The organism is Alteromonas sp. W12 (assembly GCF_001924945.1).
Taxonomy (GTDB): Bacteria; Pseudomonadota; Gammaproteobacteria; order Enterobacterales; family Alteromonadaceae; genus Alteromonas; species Alteromonas macleodii.
Genome location: NZ_LQXH01000014.1, coordinates 90,619 through 109,603 on the forward strand (window position 1 = coordinate 90,619; position 18,985 = coordinate 109,603).

The following is an 18,985-nucleotide window of genomic DNA, read 5'->3' on the forward strand; positions in this document are numbered from 1 at the left end:
ACTCTCACAGTGTTTCTGCGCGTTAGAGTAATCCACTTCAATAGTTTTACGTAGCAACTTAACACTAATCAAACGTAAGGATAATGTTATGAGCGAAGTTTCTGGAAAAGTTGTCATCATTACAGGTGCAAGTAGCGGGCTTGGAGAAGCAACGGCGAAAATGCTTGCGGATAAAGGTGCTAAATTAGTGTTGGGCGCCCGCCGTGAAGACCGTCTTAAAAAACTTGTAGATGAAATTGAATCTTCAGGTGGCCAAGCTACTTATCAAACGGTAGATGTCACGAAAAAGGATGAAGTCAAGGCGCTTGCGAAAGCGGCAATAGATGCCTATGGGCGTATTGACGTGCTCGTCAACAATGCTGGTCTTATGCCACTCGCTCCGCTTGACGAGATGAAAGTTGACGAGTGGGATCAAATGATAGATGTAAACATAAAAGGCGTTATGTATGGAGTAGCAGCTGTATTAGGACAAATGCGAGAGCAAAAAAGCGGGCATATTATCAATCTTTCCTCTGTGGCAGGTCATGTTGTGTTCCCTGGAGCAACGGTTTATTGCGCAACTAAATTCGCTGTTAAAGCAATAAGTGAAGGCATTCGCAGGGAGTCAAATGGTGAAATTCGCTCTACCAACATCTCACCTGGTGCAGTGGCGACAGAACTTACTGACCACATTTCTCACAAAGACTCAAAGCAAATGGCAGATGATATGTATGACGATGCTATCGATGCAGATGCTATTGCACGTGCAGTAACGTTTGCCATAGAGCAGCCTGGCGACGTAGACATAAACGAAATGATCATCAGACCTACCCGTCAGGAACTCTAATACAGCTCATTTCTAACGTAATGGTATTGATTGGCCATCTAATGATTAAGCCTGCAAATGCAGGCTTAATTTATTTCTGAATTTAAAGTACTTTTTCGATGGCATACAATTCTTCATCAATGACCTGTAAGCGAGATGCAACAACGGCTCTCGCGTCGTTTACGCCTCTATTATAAAACGATGCGCCCATTTCTTTACTAATGAAGTCCAGAAGAAATTCTCCGTCAAATTGACCAAGTTCCACGCTTAATTCATCATCAAAATATCGTTGCAGTTTAGCGACTAGCGCGTCTTTTTCCTCACGGGTAAATGCAATATCACTCATTGTCATCCTTCATTTGTCACTTATAAAATATCACGTTCTTTGTTCTACCTTACGGTAGTTTACCTGCTTGCGCCAACCCTAACCCTCATAAAGATAAATCACTCCCTCCGGGTATAGAGAAGAAGTATGAACGAACAGGTGAATTACCGCCGGGTTGGGAAAAAAAGCTAGCCGTTGGAAATCGTTTAGATCGTGATATTTACAACCATGCCCGCATCATTGCGCCTTTGGGAGAAGACGGGTTAGTAACAGTTCGTATTGAAAACAAAGTGGTACGCCTCATTCAAGCCACAAGGGAAATTGTAGAGATTTTAGATTAAGCCTGCTCATATCTGAAAGAGAGCTTCTGATATGGAGCTCTTTGCTCACTTTTACTTATGGCTTACTATCAACATTTGAAAATTGACTTGCCCTCACTCGACAGTAGTATCTGGAATCAACCATAGTTTTTTAGTTGGGTAGCCATCATGTTATTCCTGCAACACATCACGCAGGATATACTAGAGCCAGTTATTCTTTGTTGTACATCAAGACTCAACAATCCCCAACTTAATGACTTGTTTAACACTTCTATAATAATGGCGGCGTTTCATTTTCTATGATGAAAATACAAACTGCTCCAATTGCAATAAAGAAATCAGGAACAAAAAATGGCAGCTAACGCACTGTTTAAGCCTTACTCAAAGGGCAACTTATCGTTAACCAACCGAATTGTTATGGCCCCCATGACTCGTCAATTTTCGCCTAACGGCGTACCTACCAACGATGTAGCTGGTTACTATAAACGCCGAGCTCAAGGTGGCACAGGTTTGATTATCACCGAGGGCACTACAGTAAACGATAAAGTAGCTACGATGGATGCAAATATCCCTCAATTCCATGGCGATGAAGCGCTAGCCGGTTGGAAAAATGTGGTAGATGAAGTTCACAGTGTCGGTGGGAAAATTATGCCTCAACTATGGCACGTGGGTATGGCGAGGGTAGCGGAAAAAGCGCCTTATCCTGAACTTCCAAGTGCAGGGCCTTCAGGTTTATTCAAACCAGGAAAACAGGGCGCTGAACCTATGACCGTTGAACACATTGAATCCGTGATTACTGCCTTTGCACAAGCAGCAGCAGATGCCAAAACTATTGGTATGGATGGAATTGAGATTCACGGTGCTCATGGTTATCTAATCGACCAGTTCTTCTGGGAAGGCACAAACCAGCGAACTGACAGTTGGGGCGGTAACATGGAAAATCGTGGACGATTTGCGGTTGAAATAATTAAAGCCATACGTGATGCAACCGGTCCCGATTTTCCGATCGTACTGCGCTATTCGCAGTGGAAACAACAAGATTACACCGCTCGTTTAGCGCACACGCCCCAAGAACTAGAACAGTTTCTTCTGCCGCTAAGTGAAGCTGGAGTAGATGTTTTTCATTGTTCTCAGCGCCGCTATTGGGAAAACGAATTTGAAGGCAGTGATTTAAACCTTGCAGGCTGGACGAAAAAATTAACTGGCAAGCCCACCATAACGGTAGGGTCAGTTGGGCTCAATGACGACTTCTTCGGCGCATTCAAAGGGCAAGATTCCAGCACTCGCTCAGTCGATGATTTACTTGAACGTTTAGACGCTGGCGAATTTGATCTGGTTGCTGTAGGAAGAGCGCTACTACAAGATCCGAACTGGGCAAACAAAATAAAAGAAAACCGCACCAACGAACTAGAGCAATACTCTGGTAAAGCGTTAGCAACGCTGTCTTAAGCCCTATTAAATTAAGCACTAGCGCGGCAAAGTTGCGCTAGTGCCTCTCCCAAAAGGACTCAAAGTCTGATTTGCTGAGCGGTTTTGCAATGAAATAACCCTGCGCATAATCACAGCCCATGCTTTTTAGAATATCGTATTGTTCTTGTGTCTCGACACCTTCCGCTACTACCTTTATTCCGAGTTTATTCGCCATCACAATAATGGCTTCGCACAGCACCTTATCATTGCTAACGTCAGTCATCGACTTCACAAAGCTCCTGTCAATCTTGATAAAGTCTGTAGGAAAGCGCTTTAAATAAGAAATAGAGCTGTAACCTGTACCAAAATCATCCAACGCGATATCAACGCCTGCTTGCCTAAACTGGAAAAGCTTCTTGGACACCATCTCATTGGCTTCCATTAATAAGTTTTCCGTGACTTCAAGAAGTATAGAACGCGCAGAGATCTTCTGGTCTAAAAGCAGGTTTAACCATTGAGTTATATTAGATTCTAAATTGAAGTAGTGGCTAGGTGACGTATTAATACTCACCTGCAGCTCTTGACGGTTTTGGGCTTTCCATTGTTTGATATTGGCACAGACTTCATTAAATACCCAATTACTGATATCAATGATAAGTCCAGATTCTTCAGCAAGTGGAATAAATTCATCAGGTGTAATTCTCCCCTTCGTGGGATGCTGCCATCGAAGTAACGCTTCAGCTTTCATCACTTTCTGGCTACTGAAACATGCAATTGGCTGGTACTCAATAAACAATTCTTTGTTCTTAACTGCATAACGCAAATCATTCAACAAGGTCATTCTCTTGATTGCTGCAGTTTGCATGTCGTGGGTATAATACTGATAGTTGTTTTTACCGAGATCTTTAGCACCGTACATCGCTTGGTCGGCATTCTTTAACAGGCCTTTGACATCTTTCGCGTCGTCCGGGTATAAGGTGACACCTAGGCTCGCGCTAGTATGCACACGTTCCAGCTCTAAACTATAAGGTTTTACGATCTCGCCAAGTAGCTTTTGTACGACCAGTTCTATAGAACTTAGGCCTTTAATGCCGTTTAGGATAATGACAAATTCGTCACCGCCTAATCGGGAAACGGTGTCATCTGAACGCAAACACTGCTTTATTCTTCTGGCGCACTCAATTAAAAGCTTATCACCTATATCGTGACCAAGCGTGTCATTAATATCTTTGAAATTATCAAGGTCCAAGAATATCACCGCTACCTTATCGCTCTCTCTATCGGCAGCCTTAATGGCTAACTGTAAGTGATCCAACATAAGGTTTCGGTTAGGGAGTCCTGTCAAAGAATCAAAGTTGGCTTGCTTCCATATAAGTTGATTCGCCAGCTCTCTTTCAATAGCGATGCTAGCGATATGCGCGAACTGTTCGATTAAGTGCATTTCGTCCGCTGTCGGTACTGCTCTTTCTCTATGATAAATTGCAAAAGTACCAATAGCGTCACCATTAGCTCCTTGTATTGGCTGTGACCAACAAGAGCATACACCAGCGCGCAATGCTAAATCTTTCCAATCGGTCCAAAACGGGTGCGTACTGATATCTTCAACAATGGTCGGTAAGTTCGTCGCGGCTGTATTTCCACATGATCCCCTGCCTACACCAAACTCAACGCCATCGATAGCGTCGTTATAAAAGTCGGGTAAAGAAGGCGCAGCACCCTTTTTCAGCTTGCCATCTTCTAATAGCAGGATACTGCAAATTTGATCTGTGTATTCGGCCTCTATAGCATTCACAATGTCGTGGAGCACGGTATGCAATGACTCTGCATTTACCACTTTCTCTAAAATAGCGCTTCTCACACGGGTGATTTTTTGTGTTTGAGCTAGCTTAAATTGGTACTCTTCCAACTGAGTTGAGAGATCATTGAATTCTTGTCGCTGTAGTTCCGACTCTACAAGTTTTGCAAGCTGCTCTAATTGCTGTATTTGAACGCAATTGAATATTTTTGGATTATTATCCGACACACATAGTGTTCCCACCGCAAACCCCTCTATCATCAGCCTAACACCCGCGTAAAAACGAATGTGAGGATGACCAACCACAAAAGGATTGCTTTTGAAGCGAGGGTCCTCTTGAGTATCTGGAACGACTAAGGTTTTGTCCTGCGCTATAGCATGGGCACAAAAGGCGACATCCCTTTCTGTTTCAGTCATATCGAGATTAATAGCCGACTTAAACCACTGCCTACTGTCATCGACAAATGTGACCGATGCGAATCTACAATCAAAAATGCTACTCGCTAGTCGAGTAATACGGTCAAAGCGCTCTTCTGGTGGGGTATCGAGCACTCTCAGTTTGTTGAGTGCGGCTAGCCTCTCATGTTCATTTACAATAGTCGGGGGTGTGCGCACAACTCACTCCTAAATCCAACACGGTCGAATTGCGCACATTGTGCAACACGCTTTCAATAGCGTGGTTAAGCCAGTTGGACATTATTTCTGCCGCTCTCTTTGGCTTTATATAATGCGTCATCGGCTTCCGATAGTGCTGACTCAATAGTGTCATGATGTTCTTTTACATAAGATACACCCGCACTAACAGTGATATCAATAAACTTCCCGTTCACATCTAGAGGGTTTTTACTTATTCGATCTCTTAACTTTTCAGCTAACTTGAAGGCGCCTGCGCGGTCGGTATCAGGCAATAAAAGTACGAATTCCTCACCGCCAATGCGCGCTACGCAATCTGCATTACGCGAAGACATTTTTAAAATTTTTGCTACGTGCTTAATCGCTTTATCACCCATGTCGTGGCCGTGAGTGTCGTTGATACGTTTAAAAAAATCGATATCGATCATCACCACCGACAGCGAACGCTTGTAGCGGTGACTAGCCGCTATTGCTTGTTGGGAAACAATCTGAAATGCCCGTCGATTTAGCAAACCAGATAGGTAATCAAAATTAGCGTCTCGCTGGAGCTTAGTGGCAAAACGACTTACCTTTGCCACCATTGGACGAAATATGAAAAACGCTTCAACTAATATGGTGAGAATAATGATGCCCAACACTACGTTTTGTGCATTTCTAAGGTCGTTTACTTTTTCCAAACTCTCTTTTTCATATTGCCCAACTATGTTGTGTAACGGTGTTAGCAGGTCGCTTTCTGCGAGTTGTAAAAACATCAAACTTCCGTTAGAAAACTGGACAGCGCCAACATTACCATTTTCTGAAAGTGCGGCCCTTATCTCGCCTTCAAATAACTTTATTTTCTTATCTACATCAGAGGGAGGCATAAAATAGAGGTTATACAGTTCTTCAGAAAGTGGGCTGGGTTGACCTTTTGATAATGCTTCAAAATGTGGTGCTAGCAGAAACTGATGGTTTTGCTTCATTTTCTCAATCGCAGCTATAGAGAGTCTTTTTGATTTTTGAGCGCCAGTTTGCAAGTAATCGACCGCAAACATACTGGCTCTTTGCGAAAGCATGCGTTGCTGACCACTTACGTTAACAATTTTGCCAGTATTGTTCTGCTCTGAAATGACTTCATCTAACATGAAGTGAACAACCAGAGACAGTACCGCAATCACTGAAAGCGAAATAACATAAGTTAGCGTTAACAATCTGCCTGGATTTCTTATCGTTATTGGATCTTCTGCGTTCATAACTGCGTTCCCATTATTTAGTGATCTACTACGTTAGCACTGTTGGAAAATTCAAATATTGCTCTTTAGTCTAGAAATATGCGTTAACGCTCCCCCATTAAACTTTATAGAACTATTTCGCCACGGCGGAAAATAACGCTTTTTCTGTTTTAAACGTAGCGTATAAAACGCTATTTTTTTATAACCAAGTAGATGCCACCCAACGTAGCTATTGAAGCAACCAGGATCTGCATTGTGAGTGGCTCACCAAGCGCTATCCACCCCATCAGCGATGCTATGACAGGCACGCTCAGTTGCACTGTCGCGGCGGTGGTTGATTTGATAAGGGGAAGCGCGCTGTACCAAATAGCGTATCCGCAACCCGATGCAAACACCCCTGATGCAAGCGCGTAATAAACACCCTCGCTATCTAATACAAAATTATCTGCGCCCACGAAGCAAACCACACCAACCAAAGGAACACAGAAAAACGCGGCATAGACAAAATTACCCGATGTAGATAAAAGGGCTGAGCTACTTTTTTTACCCAAAAGCGAATAGACGCCCCAAGCCATACCCGCCAAAACCATAACCGCGCCAGCTAAAAGAGGCGGTGCTGCCGCGCTAGGCAACAGTAAGATAACAAGGCCTAAAAATGCCAACACAAACCCCAACCACTGCCATTTTTTAAATCGCTCGCCATTGAACAACCCTACAGAAATCATAGTGAGTTGCACGGCACCAAATAATAAAAGTGCCCCCGTTCCCGTGGACATTGAAATATAGGCATATGAAAAGCAGATAGCGTAAACGAACAACGAAATGCCACCGAGTACGCTGGCGTTGGTTTTTAGGCCATGAAAAAGGCCTTGAGAAGGCACGCTCTCACTTTTGCGACGTTGGAAATAAGAAGACAAAAGTAACAACGCTATCGCCCCGCTCGCTAAGCGTATGATAGTAAAACTAGCAGGGTCTATATCGGTGTTAGCGAGAGCCATGCGGCAAAGTAGCGAATTAGCAGCAAATGCAATCATGGCAATAGCGACCAATACAAAGGTTTTCAACAAACCGAATCTCCCTAGTTTTAAACGCAAAAATGCTCAGCAGTACACTAACTTATCCCGTAATGCATCGAAAAGTAAATGCTTAAACGCAAGAGACAATATTTTACAACGACGTAGACAGGTCAAACTGCCAAAAACGAAAAAGAGGACCGAAAGGTCCTCTTTAAATTAGTTATTGCTTTATGAGAGTTTTAAAGCGATAAGCCTAAGCGCTCAGCCACTTCAATATAGGTCTCGACTACAGAGCCCAAACCTTGTCTAAAGCGGTCTTTGTCCATCTTTTTACGTGTTTCTTTATCCCACAAGCGACAGCCATCTGGTGTGAACTCATCACCTAGTACGATATTGCCATCTTTGTCGACACCAAACTCTAGTTTATAGTCTACAAGCAACATACCCGCGTCATCAAAGAGTGCTTTCAAAACACTGTTAACCTTGAAGGTCAATGCTTTCATTTCAGCAATTTGCGCTTCGGTTGCCCAACCAAATGATAAAATATGGTAGTCATTTACCATTGGGTCGTGAAGTGCATCATTCTTTAAGAAAAACTCGAAAATAGGTGGGTTAAGCTCTTTGCCCTCTTCCACACCCAGTCTGCGAACTAAAGAGCCAGCAGACAAGTTTCTCACCACACACTCAACAGGGATCATGTCGAGCTTCTTAACCAAAGACTCAGTGTCAGAAACCAGCGCCTCAACTTGCGTTGCAATGCCTGCTTCTTCAAGCTTTGTCATAATAAAGTGATTAAACTTGTTGTTTACTTCACCTTTGCGTTCTAGCTGTTCAATCTTCTCACCATCAAACGCCGATGTGTCGTTTCTAAAGTGAAGAATAAGTTTATCGCTATCATCAGTGTAATAAACAGTTTTTGCTTTACCGCGGTAAAGCTCGTCGCGTTTTTCCATTCTCAGTCTCAGTTATATATCAAGGTTATCTTCTGACATGACCTCAGCAAATGCACTGTAAAGGTCGGAAACCTGATTTGCTTCAAACGGTACACTTTCATTATTCATGAAGGTAACTGACGTGCGATCTGCACCCGCTCTTGCAACTTTCAAACGATAGTCACCTTTCTTTAGCAACTCTTTATCGCTTGAGAATAAACCATCCCACCAACTACCTTGATCACCATTGTAAGTGACAAATAATAGGCCGTTTGATTTATCTAAATCTTTAACGTCAAAACCAAGCTTACGCAGTACTAACAGCATTCTTGGCCACGCTACATCATACTTAGCTTCTACGATATACGCCGCATTACCATCGGCATTAAAGCCCATCTCGGTATTGATCCCCTGACGTATACGAGCAATTCTTCGTGTCTCTGCTAGCTGAATTTGGTACTCATAGTGACCAACAACTTGGTTCAACACCTCAACTTCTTCGCGACGCTCTTCCATTGAAGAGACTTCTGCAACCACATCGTTGCCCAATGTTTGCATATAGTCCTTTAATTCAACAGTAAGCGCAGCACTACGGCCGTGAGGTTTAACGTCTAAGCTGAATTCAAAACGTCGACCGATTTCGCTTTCTTCATCTGTAAAGCTATACCATGGGCCTTCGATTTCTTTAGTTATCACCATCCAGTCAGTAACCAGCACTTTCTCTTCTGGGCTAAAGCTATCTACACCGATACCTTGTTCATCTAAGAAGCTTAAAAGCGAGTTCCAAATTGCTCTACTCAACGGTTGGCTATCGTCAACCTGGTCAAACCAGATAGTCGCTGAGCTTTTACCCTCTTCAATGTGGGAGCCAGTTACTAATGGTAAAACAAGCGCAGGCGAACGAATCATCAAAGATTTGCCCACTAGCTTCGGGTCGGCCTCTTGGCCTAATTCAGGTAATGCAAAATCACGAGAAAAAGCAGGTGCATCTAAATCAGAAGGTACTTTTAGCGATTCTTGTTCTTTAGTTTTTAAGTATTCGTAGCTGCCAGACGCGGTCTTTCTATCTATTTGGCTTGAACAACCTGCAAGTGCAACCATTGCTACTGAACTTGCTATAGCCAGCGTTCTTTTCATCTGTGTTCCTTATTAACCAGAAATCAATGCGTATTTTTTTAGTAGTTCTTCGATACGTTTTTGGCTTGATAGTTCCGGTAAAACCATAGGTAATCGCATAACTGCGCTTTCCATCATGCCCATTTTATACAATGCCCACTTCGGCATTACTGGATTTGGTTCAATAAATAGCTCGCTATGAAGCAACTTAATGGTTTCATCGATATCGCGACATTTATCAAAATTATTTTCTAGCGCAGCTTCACACATTTGTGCGATTGCTTTAGGCACTATGTTAGCCGTTACGGAGATAACGCCATGACCGCCTTCACACATAAACTCGCAGCTTGAACCGTCATCGCCGCTAAGTAAAACGAAGTCATCGGGAACCAATGGCTGAGTAGCCTTAAGGCGTGCAATATTGCCAGTCGCGTCTTTAAGACCAACGATATTTTTGTGCGTTGCTAATTTAGCCACCGTTTCAGGCAGCATGTCGGCTACGGTGCGGCCTGGCACATTGTAAAGAATAACAGGTAAGTCACTAGCGTCTGCAATTGCATTAAAGTGCGCGACCATACCCGCCTGTTGAGGCTTATTGTAATAAGGTACTACGCTTAGGAAACCGTCTATACCTGTAGAGCCTAATTGCTCTGTAAGAAAAATAGCCTCTGCCGTAGAGTTTGCGCCACTGCCGGCAATAACCGGAATCGCTCCCGATGCCATAGCAACGGTTTCTTTGACCACATTGATGTGTTCATCAAAAGGTAGCGTTGCTGACTCACCAGTAGTTCCAACCGACACTATACCGTGGGTGCCCTGCTCTACATGAAACTTCACAAGTTTCTCTAAAGACTTGTAATCAATATCGCCGTTTTCGAACATCGGCGTGACGAGTGCTACGTAACTACCAGTAAACATAATCTCTCCGAAAAATGTGAGCGCACATGGTAAATATGTCGGTGCTTAAACACAAGTAATAGCGCAAGTAAAATGACAAGAATTTGACAATATCTTATTCAAAGGCAAGAAAAAGGCGCTGACTTATAAAAAAACTCTGTGCTAACATCCCGACATTATTAACATTGAAGTGAAGTAGATGTCGAAACACCAACTTATCGTCACCATCTTGGGGACAGACAAAAGTGGCATTTTAAGCGAAATTGCAACGACGGTATCAGAAGCTCAGTGCAATATTCTAGATAGCAGGCAAGCCATTTACGGCAAAGAGTTCTCGCTGACCATGATCATAGAAGGAACGCAAAGCGCTATCACAAAAGCTGAATGTATTTTACCTGCGCTATTTCAGCGCCTTGACCTGCTTTCTATGATGAAGCGCACTAGCCATCACGAAAAGCAAAACCTTGCCCATCTTTTTAATGTCGAGTTCAGCGGTGAAGATGCAGCTGGCCTGATTAAAGCTGTAACTGGTTTTTTTGCAGAACGTCATGCAATGATTAGTGCTTTCAGACAGCGCACATTCAAAGATAAGGCTTCGGGGAAAGACAATATGCGCTGTAAATTTGTTGTTTCACTCCCCTCTAACGAAAACGTAGACGCACTAGAATCTGATCTAATGTCCCTGTTCACTTCGTTAAATGTGACAGGCAAAGTTGTAGACAAACAAAAAAAGGATCCCAATGAAAACGTTACAAGCTGGTGATAAAGCCCCACAATTCTCATTGCAGAACCAAAATGATGAAACCGTATCTTTAGCTGATTTCGCAGGTAAAAAAGTACTGGTTTATTTTTACCCTAAAGCGATGACGCCAGGTTGCACAGTACAAGCCCAGGGCTTACGCGACGTAAACGAAGAACTAACGGCGAAAAATGTGGTTGTGCTAGGAATTAGCCCAGATGCAGTTAAACGCCTGCCTAAATTCATCGAAAAAGAAAACCTAAACTTTACGTTGCTTTCTGATGAAGACCACGCCGTTGCCGATGCTTTTGGTGTGTGGGGACCTAAAAAGTTCATGGGTAAAGAGTATGATGGCATTCATCGCCAAACATTCCTCGTGGATGAAAACGGTGTTATTGAGCACGTTTTCAACAAGTTCAAAACAAAAGAACACCACACCGTAGTACTTGATTATCTAAACAGCTAAACCGGTATAGAATTCAAAAAGCCCCGATAACATTATGTTTGCGGGGCTTTTTTATACTTGCTCAATTCGTATCAGTGTTTACCTGTAACGCCTACTTGAATCAGTACTCGTTTTGAATCTCGTACTGGATGGCGCTGACTGGTTCGCCAAATGGGAATAACTACTTTGCCTCTTCGGGAACAATAACGGGGTTACTAGACCACGCTGTAATTACCGCCTTCACGAGGGTAGCGAGAGGAATAGCGAAAAATACGCCCCAGAAACCCCAAAGACCTCCAAACACTAATACTGCAACGATTATATAAAGCGGATGCAAGCTAACCGCTTCCGAGAATAGCAGCGGTACCAACAAGTTACCGTCTAACGCTTGAATAATGCCGTACGCTATCATTAAATACCAAAATTCTGGTGAAATACCCCACTGAAACATGGCGACAACGGCCACGGGTATAGTAACCACTGCTGCACCAATGTATGGAATAAGTACTGAAAATCCCACCAATACGCCAAGCAAAATAGCATAACGTAAATCCATCAATACAAACGTTACGCAGCTCACCGCGCCCACAATTATAATCTCGATCACTTTGCCGCGAATATAGTTGGCAATTTGAGAGTTCATTTCGTGACCAACTTGCGTAATTAAGCGTCGCTCCTTAGGCAGCAAGCGAGATATGCTGTCTAAAAAGAAAAGCTTATCTTTTAGCATGAAAAACACCATAAGCGGTACGAGGATCACGTAAACGAGCAACGCAGCTAAGTTGGCGATATTACTAAACGAAGCAGAAATAAGGGTTTCACCCACCTCAACCAATTTGTCATTTAAACCTTCCATCATTTGATGGATTTGATATACCTGAACGTAATCTGGATATTTGTCCGGAAGCGTTAATATCCATTCTTGTGCTTTCTGCCATATTAGCGGCGTCTCTTGAATCAAGTTAACGCTTTGCTTTGAAATAATTGGAACAAGGCCAATTAAGGTTAATATGGTTATAGTGATAAAGCCGAGCATTACAACGACGCAGGCGAGCGTTCTACTTACGCCGACATTTACCAAGCGACAGACTGGCCAATCGAGTAAATACGCAATCACTGCTGCAACCAACACAGGCATAATTAGCCCGCCCCACAATAGCAACACTGCCGTGGTTAAAAGGATCAAGATAAGCAACATTGCTGCATCAGGATCAGAAAATTTGCGTCGGTACCAACGACCAAAAACGCTAATCATATAAACGCCTAGAAATTACTAAGAATAGGACACGCATCATAGTTGATAGCGCTAGCACTTAGCAATAAGTAGCACTTAAGAATCTTTCAAAATCAAACTGGTATGATGTTTTTACAGTATAAGCATTAATGTGTAGAGTGGTTGTTACAACAGTAAAAAATAAACTGGATGCGTTTGTGTCGCATTGGTATAACTGACGTGTCATAAACGAGATGGCATAGGCGATATTGCCTTGTGTCTTCGAAAATGATGCATATAAGAAAAAAATAAAATTTGAAACTGTTTAGCAACTTAGCGCTCTAAGGATTAAGCAGTATTAACCGTATACAATGATTGTAGGTTCATGAGAAAAAAGTTTTCAGCATCTTTGGTTGCCCTTTCCTTCGTGCTCACATCGAGTCTCACGGCTGTTGCACAAGATGCCAATTACAGCAATAAAAATGCGTTACCTGAAATAGGTGTTGTTGCGTCAGACGCCATATCGCTTGATAAGGAGATGATTGTAGGCGATGCCGTAATGCGGCAAATGCGCGGTCAAAGTCCTGTAATCTCAGATCCAGTGCTGGATGAATATTTACAGGATGTAGGCAACCGATTGGTTGTCCATGCTGACAACGCCAAATTTCCTTTTGAATTTTTCTGGGTAAATAATGATGCCATTAACGCATTTGCGTTTTTTGGCGGTCACATTGGTGTTCACACGGGTTTAATGCGTCGTGCTGAAAATGAAAGTGAACTGGCTTCGGTGCTAGCGCACGAAATTTCTCACGTAACTCAACGCCACATAGCGCGACGTATGCAGGCGCAGCAGCGCTCATCTCCCCTAGCCTTGGCGTCACTTATCGGCGGGGTGCTAATTGCTATGGCCAACCCAGAAGCGGGAATTGCGGCCATGCAGGCGGGAACCGCAGCCTCTGCACAATTGCAAATCGACTATACCCGTTCAAATGAACAAGAAGCCGATAGAATTGGTATCGCAATGCTTGCTCGTGCGGGCTTCGATCCGAGTGCGGCTGCTTCATTCTTTTCTACCATGGCGGAAGAGTACCGCATGGTTTCTCGTCCACCCGCAAGGCTGCTCACTCACCCTTTAACCGAAACCCGTATTGCTGATGCGAGAAATCGCGCTGGTGACTATCCTAGACGCTACTTACCCATTAACAAGCAATTCGAGTTGGCTAAAGCACGTATAAAGGCACGCTACTCGTTTAAAGCTGATTACGCTGTAGAATATTTCGAAGCGGCCGTGGCTCAAGACGTACAGCGCAGTAAAGAAGCGTCATTATATGGTTTAGCGCTTGCTTATATGCGCGCCGAAAAAATTGAAAAAGCCAAAGACATTATGGATGAGTTAATAGCAAAAGATAGAGGAAACCTCTTTTATCTCGACGCTATGACAGATATCTATATTTCTCAAGGTGAGCCTTTAAAAGCCGTTGAAATGCTAAGACCTCACGTTACGCATAACCCTAGAAATCAAGTATTGGCACTAAACCAGGCCAATGCTTACATAAGCGCAAACAAATATGAAGAAGCGGTGTCTCTACTTAAGGATTTCCTGCTGGTTAAAAAAGATTATCAATTGGCACATCAGTTGATGAGTGAGGCGTATCAAAAGTCGAAACGTTTCTCGCAAATGCATCAGAGCAAAGCGGAAGTATATGCATTGTATGGTGCTTATAACCGCGCGGTTGACGAACTTCAATATGCGTATAATTTCGCAGGCGATGATCACCTTGAAAAACAAAGAATCAGAGCGAGAATAAAACAATTTCGCGACCAAGAAGAGCGTTTACAACGACTCTAGACCATCGCACTTCCCTGCTATTCGTCAGCGTCTTTCAATTCAGCTAGGCGCTGACGCAGATGCGCTGCCGTAATTTCTCCCATTATCGTATCCTTTATTTTCCCATCAGGTCCAAGAATAAACGTTGCTGGTAAATAAGGGGGTTTTTGCATGGGCAGTTTAGTGTCTGGCGAACTTATAATAACAGGCAAATCAATATCAAACTTCTCAGCCATGGCTTTGAGTTCAGGCTTCGTTTTAAGGTCGTAGTTAATAGCAAAAAGACGGGTATCGTCAGGTAGCGACTGATTAAATGTGACGAGCTCAGGCATTTCTCGTAGACATGGTGCACACCATGGCGCAAAGTAATTTACCACAACCCACTTCCCCTCAAGATCTTGCCAAAGGTAAGCAGTTCCATCTAATGTTTCAAAGTCATGTTGAAGACGCTGATACGTATATGCACCGGCAAACGCAACAAGCGCTAACAGCACTAGAAAGAGTATAGGCTTTATTTTTCCTGCATTGCTTTTTGGCTGTGACAACAACATATAACCTTCTAACTTTGACTATTTTTTCATAGTGCCAGATTCTTACTTCGCGCACTAACATAAATTCAACCACGCTTTTTAAGCACCGTTTTCCAGAAACGATGCTGTAAACAAAGAATAGTACGAATTTATTACCCGTTATCGGTAAACTGCTTGATATTCTATGGCAAAAACGCAATAGTTCGCGCCAATTCATATAATCATGAACAAGAGTATTTATGACAGACATTACCATTATTCACAATCCTCGCTGTTCAAAGAGCAGACAAACCCTAGCACTACTTGAAGAGCAAGGTGTAGCGCCTGTTATTGTTGAGTACCTAAAGCACCCTCTTGACGCAAAAGAACTGAAAGAGATATTTAAAAAACTTAACCTTGGATCGGTTAGAGATATGATGCGTACTAAAGAAGCAGAATATAAAGATGCTAACTTAGGTGACAGCGCACTGTCTGATAATGCGCTTTTTGAAGCTATGGCTCACACGCCTAAGTTGATAGAGCGTCCCATTGTTATAAATGGCGAGAAAGCCAGAATTGGTCGTCCGCCAGAATCTGTTTTGGAAATTGTATAGTGCAACCTGTTCTCGTACTTTATTACAGCCGCAACGGCAGCACAAAGCGATTAGCTGATGCCATCGCCCAAGGAGTATCGTCATTAGATGTTCCTGTGATAGTACGTACAGTCAAGAGTATCAGCGATGCAGCTAATGACGCGGCATCTACTGTTGTACCCGAGGTTTCCCTTCAGGAACTCGAACAGTGCAGTGCCCTAGCGTTAGGTAGTCCTACGCGTTTCGGCAATATGGCAGCGCCAGTAAAACACTTTCTGGATTCTACAAGCAGTCAATGGTTAAAAGGCGCGTTGATTGACAAGCCTGCGTGTGTATTTACATCTTCTTCTTCCATGCACGGCGGCCAGGAATCCACATTACTTTCCATGATGGTTCCGCTTATCCATCACGGCATGGTGATTTGCGGGCTACCTTACAGTGAGCCTGCGCTACACAACACCACAATGGGTGGCAGCCCTTACGGTGTAACACACGTCGCTCATCACAGTTTGAGCGCACCAGAGCAATTGAGTGCAGATGAAAAAGCGCTATGCATTGCTCAGGGTAAGCGACTTGCAATGTTCGCTAAAAAACTAGCAGACAACGCCTAACAGTTACGTTATTTGGCGCATAAAACGTAGACCTTATAAAGAACATTAAAAAACAAATTGTTTCGGAGACATTACCATGGCACCAGATACGCGTTTTTATCGCTATCTCGCACTTATAAGCCACACCGGGTTAATCGTATGGATAACACTGTGGCAATTTACATTTACTAAAGAGCATACTTACTCTCCTTTGTTTATTGCCTTGTTTTATATTTTACCTTTATTGTTACCTTACTGGGGTATATTAAAAGGCAAGCCATATACTCACGCATGGGCCAATTTTGTCGTTTTGTTTTACCTCATTCACGGATGCACTGTGGCATACGCGGTACCTGATGAACGTTGGTATGCAGTGGTAGAGATTATTCTATGCACGGGTATGTTTGTCGGCTGTAGTGCGTTTGCTAGAAAACGTGGTCGTGAATTGGGTTTGGGCCTTAAAAAGCTCAAAGAAGAGATGCAAGAAGAAAAAGCACGCTTTGAGCAAGGTCAACAATGATCATGTAATACACAGCGAAAACACGTGCTGCCAAGGGGTTAATATGACACGCCATTTGCCTGAATTTACATTAGTAATCGCATCATTATCGTTACTTGCAGCATGTGGAGGTTCTGGTTCAGGCGATAGTTCAGCCCCAAGCACTCCTTCCATTCCTCCAACCATTAGCATTTCAGGCCCTACAAACGCCGTTGTAGGCGATGCGGTCGACTTTGCTGTCGCCTCGCCTACTGGCCACGCTATTGTAGATATCGATTGGCAAGTCTCAGGCATATCACAGCAGCCTCTCAGTGCTCACACGCAGGCTATAGGCTTTGATGTTACCTCTTCAGGTAGCTTCGATATCGCCGTAAACGTTAGCTTAGAAAATGGCACAACGCTTACAGACACCATAACGTTACAAACGAACGAAAGTACCGCGCCGCTTGCCGCATTACGATTGGGTCATGAGGCATCCGAAGGTGGCAGAGTTTCTCTTCGCGTCGACACCGTTAACTCGCAAGGGTTAACAATCTCAAATATCACGTGGCAACAAACGTCTGGACCAATCGTCAATAACTTCAACTTTGATGAAGGCGATTATTCTCATTCGATATATTTTCAAGCGCCTCGAGTCAGCAACGACACAATCATTGAAATAGAAAGTACCGTTACACTCTCAAATGGCGAGGTGTTAACCGATAGCGCGCAAGTTCTAGTGAAAAACATCGACATTAACAATAGCGGCTTTTTTGTAGATGACGAGACAAGTATTCCCGAAACGGTAAGCGCGCATATGCAGCCCTATAGAGCCGACAGCCCTTACGCGTCGGCACTTGTTGATTGTGTTTATAACAATAAGGTTTCAAACAGCTGTACATTCTCTCAGCTACCACTGATTGGCCAAGTCACCGAAAGCCCCACTATCGACGATATTTTAGATAGAACATACGTCTCGCATCCGTGGATGGGCGATGCATTTAGAACGTATTTAGAAACTTCAGCAACCCGTGATGACATGCTTAAGTTACTACGCGCAACTAACGCGATTGTGATTTCTTACGATATCCGCCCGTCATTTTATTGGGTTGCCACTGGTGCCATTTACTTAGATGCCAACAACTTTTGGCGCACACCGCAAGAGCGAGACACGCTAAATACTCGCCCAGATTATAGAAGTGTTTTTGGTAGTGAGCTCGATTTTACGACGTCATGGCGCTACGTGAAAAACGGGGCCTATTATTTCCCTAATATCAGCACAGCGAACGTAGCAGATAGACTTCCACGTGACGTGAGCGACGTAGAAGCAGCATTAAGCTATTTGCTATACCACGAGCTAGCTCACGCCAATGACTTTTTCGACTACACCGAATGGCAACAACTCAGCAATAGCGCGAGCCCACTGTCGTCTTATGATGACAGCTCTCCCATTTCTACGGGGCTAACAACTTCATTGCCTCTTACGTCGTCACAACTCCATGCTTTGGCCGAAGTTCGATACGGCGGTGCAACCGCTTCAAGCACGCAGCAAAATTATACCGCGCTACAAGTGGCAAATTGGTTTGAGGATGATGGTGCGGTTGCTTTCTATTCTTACTTTACGGAACGAGAAGATCTCGCCATGTTATTCGAGCGCTTCATGATGCTTTACCGGCTTGAGGCAGAAGCGGATGTAGGCGTATTTACAAGAGAGACACTGGAAGACGGCAGTTTCATTCCCACTTGGGCTCAGAGAAACCGTGTTAATGATGATAACGTTACTATGCGCGTAGATTACGTATTAAGTAGAATTTTACCCGAACTCGATGTACCTGCTATTCAAGCGTCACTTCCAAGCCCTTATCTGCTTCCGAACGATATTTCCTGGCGGGACTCTGCGTCTAGTACAAATCCAAACGTACAGTCTGCGAGCGATAAGTTAATGCTACAGAACGGCGGAAACAATTCAGTTACTTCCGATGGAACTCTAATGACGGTAGCAGAAGAATTTAGCACCACATCAAGCGCTCATAGTTTAAGAAAAGAACAATAAACGGCAACACAGCAACGCTGTGACTAATTTAGGTTAAGCTCGCGCTTTGGCTAACTTAGGTTAAGCTCGCGCTTTGG

At 43.6% G+C, this 18,985-nt stretch carries 18 protein-coding genes; 9 read left to right on the forward strand and 9 right to left on the reverse strand.

Features of this window, described 5'->3' with window-relative positions; translation table 11 throughout:
* Window positions 1-88: 88 nt before the first annotated feature.
* Window positions 89-826 carry an SDR family oxidoreductase gene (locus tag AWH61_RS19705; protein ID WP_014949651.1) on the forward strand — a complete coding sequence of 246 codons (738 nt, stop codon included), beginning with the start codon at window positions 89-91 and terminating at the stop codon, window positions 824-826.
* Between the two features lie 82 nt (window positions 827-908).
* On the opposite strand, the gene AWH61_RS19710 is transcribed toward AWH61_RS19705, so the two are convergent.
* The gene (locus AWH61_RS19710; protein ID WP_075177993.1) at window positions 909-1,151 is read right to left on the reverse strand and encodes a DUF2164 domain-containing protein; all 243 of its coding nucleotides are present in this window, start codon (window positions 1,149-1,151) and stop codon (window positions 909-911) included.
* A gap of 650 nt (window positions 1,152-1,801) precedes the next feature.
* On the opposite strand from AWH61_RS19710, the gene AWH61_RS19720 reads away from it, so the two are divergent.
* Window positions 1,802-2,899: an NADH:flavin oxidoreductase gene (locus tag AWH61_RS19720; RefSeq protein ID WP_014949654.1), complete on the forward strand. Its 1,098-nt coding sequence runs from the start codon at window positions 1,802-1,804 to the stop codon at window positions 2,897-2,899.
* A gap of 37 nt (window positions 2,900-2,936) precedes the next feature.
* Here the strand turns inward: AWH61_RS19720 and AWH61_RS19725 are convergent, their stop codons facing one another.
* The 6 genes from AWH61_RS19725 to dapA all read right to left on the reverse strand — a co-directional run bounded on the left by AWH61_RS19725 (window position 2,937) and on the right by dapA (window position 10,481).
* Window positions 2,937-5,270: a sensor domain-containing phosphodiesterase gene (locus AWH61_RS19725; RefSeq protein ID WP_075177995.1), complete on the reverse strand. Its 2,334-nt coding sequence runs from the start codon at window positions 5,268-5,270 to the stop codon at window positions 2,937-2,939.
* A gap of 65 nt (window positions 5,271-5,335) precedes the next feature.
* The gene (locus tag AWH61_RS19730; protein ID WP_014949656.1) at window positions 5,336-6,520 is read right to left on the reverse strand and encodes a diguanylate cyclase; all 1,185 of its coding nucleotides are present in this window, start codon (window positions 6,518-6,520) and stop codon (window positions 5,336-5,338) included.
* A 170-nt stretch (window positions 6,521-6,690) separates the two neighbouring features.
* Window positions 6,691-7,566 carry a DMT family transporter gene (locus tag AWH61_RS19735; RefSeq protein WP_075177996.1) on the reverse strand — a complete coding sequence of 292 codons (876 nt, stop codon included), beginning with the start codon at window positions 7,564-7,566 and terminating at the stop codon, window positions 6,691-6,693.
* Window positions 7,567-7,754: 188 nt separating this feature from the next.
* Window positions 7,755-8,468: a phosphoribosylaminoimidazolesuccinocarboxamide synthase gene (gene purC, locus AWH61_RS19740; protein WP_014949658.1), complete on the reverse strand. Its 714-nt coding sequence runs from the start codon at window positions 8,466-8,468 to the stop codon at window positions 7,755-7,757.
* 12 nt (window positions 8,469-8,480) lie between these two features.
* The gene (gene bamC, locus AWH61_RS19745; RefSeq protein WP_075177997.1) at window positions 8,481-9,584 is read right to left on the reverse strand and encodes an NlpB/DapX family lipoprotein; all 1,104 of its coding nucleotides are present in this window, start codon (window positions 9,582-9,584) and stop codon (window positions 8,481-8,483) included.
* A 12-nt stretch (window positions 9,585-9,596) separates the two neighbouring features.
* Window positions 9,597-10,481, reverse strand: a complete 885-nt coding sequence (gene dapA / locus AWH61_RS19750) for a 4-hydroxy-tetrahydrodipicolinate synthase (RefSeq protein ID WP_014949660.1) — start codon at window positions 10,479-10,481, stop codon at window positions 9,597-9,599.
* A 178-nt stretch (window positions 10,482-10,659) separates the two neighbouring features.
* Between dapA and AWH61_RS19755 the strand changes: the two genes are divergently transcribed.
* Together AWH61_RS19755 and bcp are read left to right on the forward strand one after the other, a co-directional pair.
* On the forward strand, window positions 10,660-11,223 hold the full coding sequence (locus AWH61_RS19755) for a glycine cleavage system transcriptional repressor (RefSeq protein WP_039234607.1): 564 nt from the start codon (window positions 10,660-10,662) through the stop codon (window positions 11,221-11,223).
* The gene (gene bcp / locus AWH61_RS19760; RefSeq protein WP_014949662.1) at window positions 11,201-11,665 is read left to right on the forward strand and encodes a thioredoxin-dependent thiol peroxidase; all 465 of its coding nucleotides are present in this window, start codon (window positions 11,201-11,203) and stop codon (window positions 11,663-11,665) included. The genes AWH61_RS19755 and bcp overlap by 23 nt, the downstream gene beginning before the upstream one ends.
* A gap of 160 nt (window positions 11,666-11,825) precedes the next feature.
* On the opposite strand, the gene AWH61_RS19765 is transcribed toward bcp, so the two are convergent.
* Entirely contained in the window at window positions 11,826-12,899 is a 1,074-nt protein-coding gene (locus tag AWH61_RS19765) for an AI-2E family transporter (protein ID WP_014949663.1), read from the reverse strand.
* Window positions 12,900-13,242: 343 nt separating this feature from the next.
* Here AWH61_RS19765 and bepA point away from each other — a divergent pair, with 343 nt between their 5' ends.
* Window positions 13,243-14,706, forward strand: a complete 1,464-nt coding sequence (bepA, locus tag AWH61_RS19770) for a beta-barrel assembly-enhancing protease (RefSeq protein ID WP_014949664.1) — start codon at window positions 13,243-13,245, stop codon at window positions 14,704-14,706.
* 17 nt (window positions 14,707-14,723) lie between these two features.
* Here bepA and AWH61_RS19775 read toward each other — a convergent pair whose 3' ends face one another.
* A complete protein-coding gene (locus tag AWH61_RS19775) occupies window positions 14,724-15,236 on the reverse strand; it encodes a TlpA family protein disulfide reductase (RefSeq protein WP_075177998.1) in 513 nt (170 codons plus the stop codon).
* Between the two features lie 218 nt (window positions 15,237-15,454).
* Between AWH61_RS19775 and arsC the strand changes: the two genes are divergently transcribed.
* The 4 genes from arsC (at window position 15,455) to AWH61_RS19795 (ending at window position 18,908) form a co-directional block, all read left to right on the forward strand.
* Window positions 15,455-15,808 (forward strand): arsenate reductase (glutaredoxin), encoded by a 354-nt coding sequence (arsC, locus tag AWH61_RS19780; RefSeq protein ID WP_014949666.1) that lies wholly within the window; start codon window positions 15,455-15,457, stop codon window positions 15,806-15,808.
* On the forward strand, window positions 15,808-16,398 hold the full coding sequence (gene wrbA / locus AWH61_RS19785; protein WP_075177999.1) for an NAD(P)H:quinone oxidoreductase: 591 nt from the start codon (window positions 15,808-15,810) through the stop codon (window positions 16,396-16,398). The genes arsC and wrbA overlap by 1 nt, the downstream gene beginning before the upstream one ends.
* A gap of 76 nt (window positions 16,399-16,474) precedes the next feature.
* Window positions 16,475-16,897, forward strand: a complete 423-nt coding sequence (locus tag AWH61_RS19790) for a DUF2069 domain-containing protein (protein ID WP_039220793.1) — start codon at window positions 16,475-16,477, stop codon at window positions 16,895-16,897.
* 43 nt (window positions 16,898-16,940) lie between these two features.
* Window positions 16,941-18,908, forward strand: a complete 1,968-nt coding sequence (locus AWH61_RS19795; protein WP_075178000.1) for a hypothetical protein — start codon at window positions 16,941-16,943, stop codon at window positions 18,906-18,908.
* The last annotated feature ends 77 nt before the right edge of the window (window positions 18,909-18,985 follow it).

What these genes read in the sequence shown, in the direction of transcription:
- AWH61_RS19795 (WP_075178000.1), top strand. Translation starts at nt 16,941, where the DNA reads ATGACACGCCATTTGCCTGAATTTACATTAGTAATCGCATCATTATCG.
- AWH61_RS19775 (WP_075177998.1), bottom strand. Translation starts at nt 15,236, where the DNA reads ATGTTGTTGTCACAGCCAAAAAGCAATGCAGGAAAAATAAAGCCTATA.
- bamC (WP_075177997.1), bottom strand. Translation starts at nt 9,584, where the DNA reads ATGAAAAGAACGCTGGCTATAGCAAGTTCAGTAGCAATGGTTGCACTT.
- AWH61_RS19720 (WP_014949654.1), top strand. Translation starts at nt 1,802, where the DNA reads ATGGCAGCTAACGCACTGTTTAAGCCTTACTCAAAGGGCAACTTATCG.
- arsC (WP_014949666.1), top strand. Translation starts at nt 15,455, where the DNA reads ATGACAGACATTACCATTATTCACAATCCTCGCTGTTCAAAGAGCAGA.
- AWH61_RS19705 (WP_014949651.1), top strand. Translation starts at nt 89, where the DNA reads ATGAGCGAAGTTTCTGGAAAAGTTGTCATCATTACAGGTGCAAGTAGC.
- dapA (WP_014949660.1), bottom strand. Translation starts at nt 10,481, where the DNA reads ATGTTTACTGGTAGTTACGTAGCACTCGTCACGCCGATGTTCGAAAAC.
- AWH61_RS19730 (WP_014949656.1), bottom strand. Translation starts at nt 6,520, where the DNA reads ATGAACGCAGAAGATCCAATAACGATAAGAAATCCAGGCAGATTGTTA.
- bcp (WP_014949662.1), top strand. Translation starts at nt 11,201, where the DNA reads ATGAAAACGTTACAAGCTGGTGATAAAGCCCCACAATTCTCATTGCAG.
- AWH61_RS19755 (WP_039234607.1), top strand. Translation starts at nt 10,660, where the DNA reads ATGTCGAAACACCAACTTATCGTCACCATCTTGGGGACAGACAAAAGT.
- AWH61_RS19710 (WP_075177993.1), bottom strand. Translation starts at nt 1,151, where the DNA reads ATGAGTGATATTGCATTTACCCGTGAGGAAAAAGACGCGCTAGTCGCT.
- bepA (WP_014949664.1), top strand. Translation starts at nt 13,243, where the DNA reads ATGAGAAAAAAGTTTTCAGCATCTTTGGTTGCCCTTTCCTTCGTGCTC.
- purC (WP_014949658.1), bottom strand. Translation starts at nt 8,468, where the DNA reads ATGGAAAAACGCGACGAGCTTTACCGCGGTAAAGCAAAAACTGTTTAT.
- AWH61_RS19790 (WP_039220793.1), top strand. Translation starts at nt 16,475, where the DNA reads ATGGCACCAGATACGCGTTTTTATCGCTATCTCGCACTTATAAGCCAC.
- AWH61_RS19765 (WP_014949663.1), bottom strand. Translation starts at nt 12,899, where the DNA reads ATGATTAGCGTTTTTGGTCGTTGGTACCGACGCAAATTTTCTGATCCT.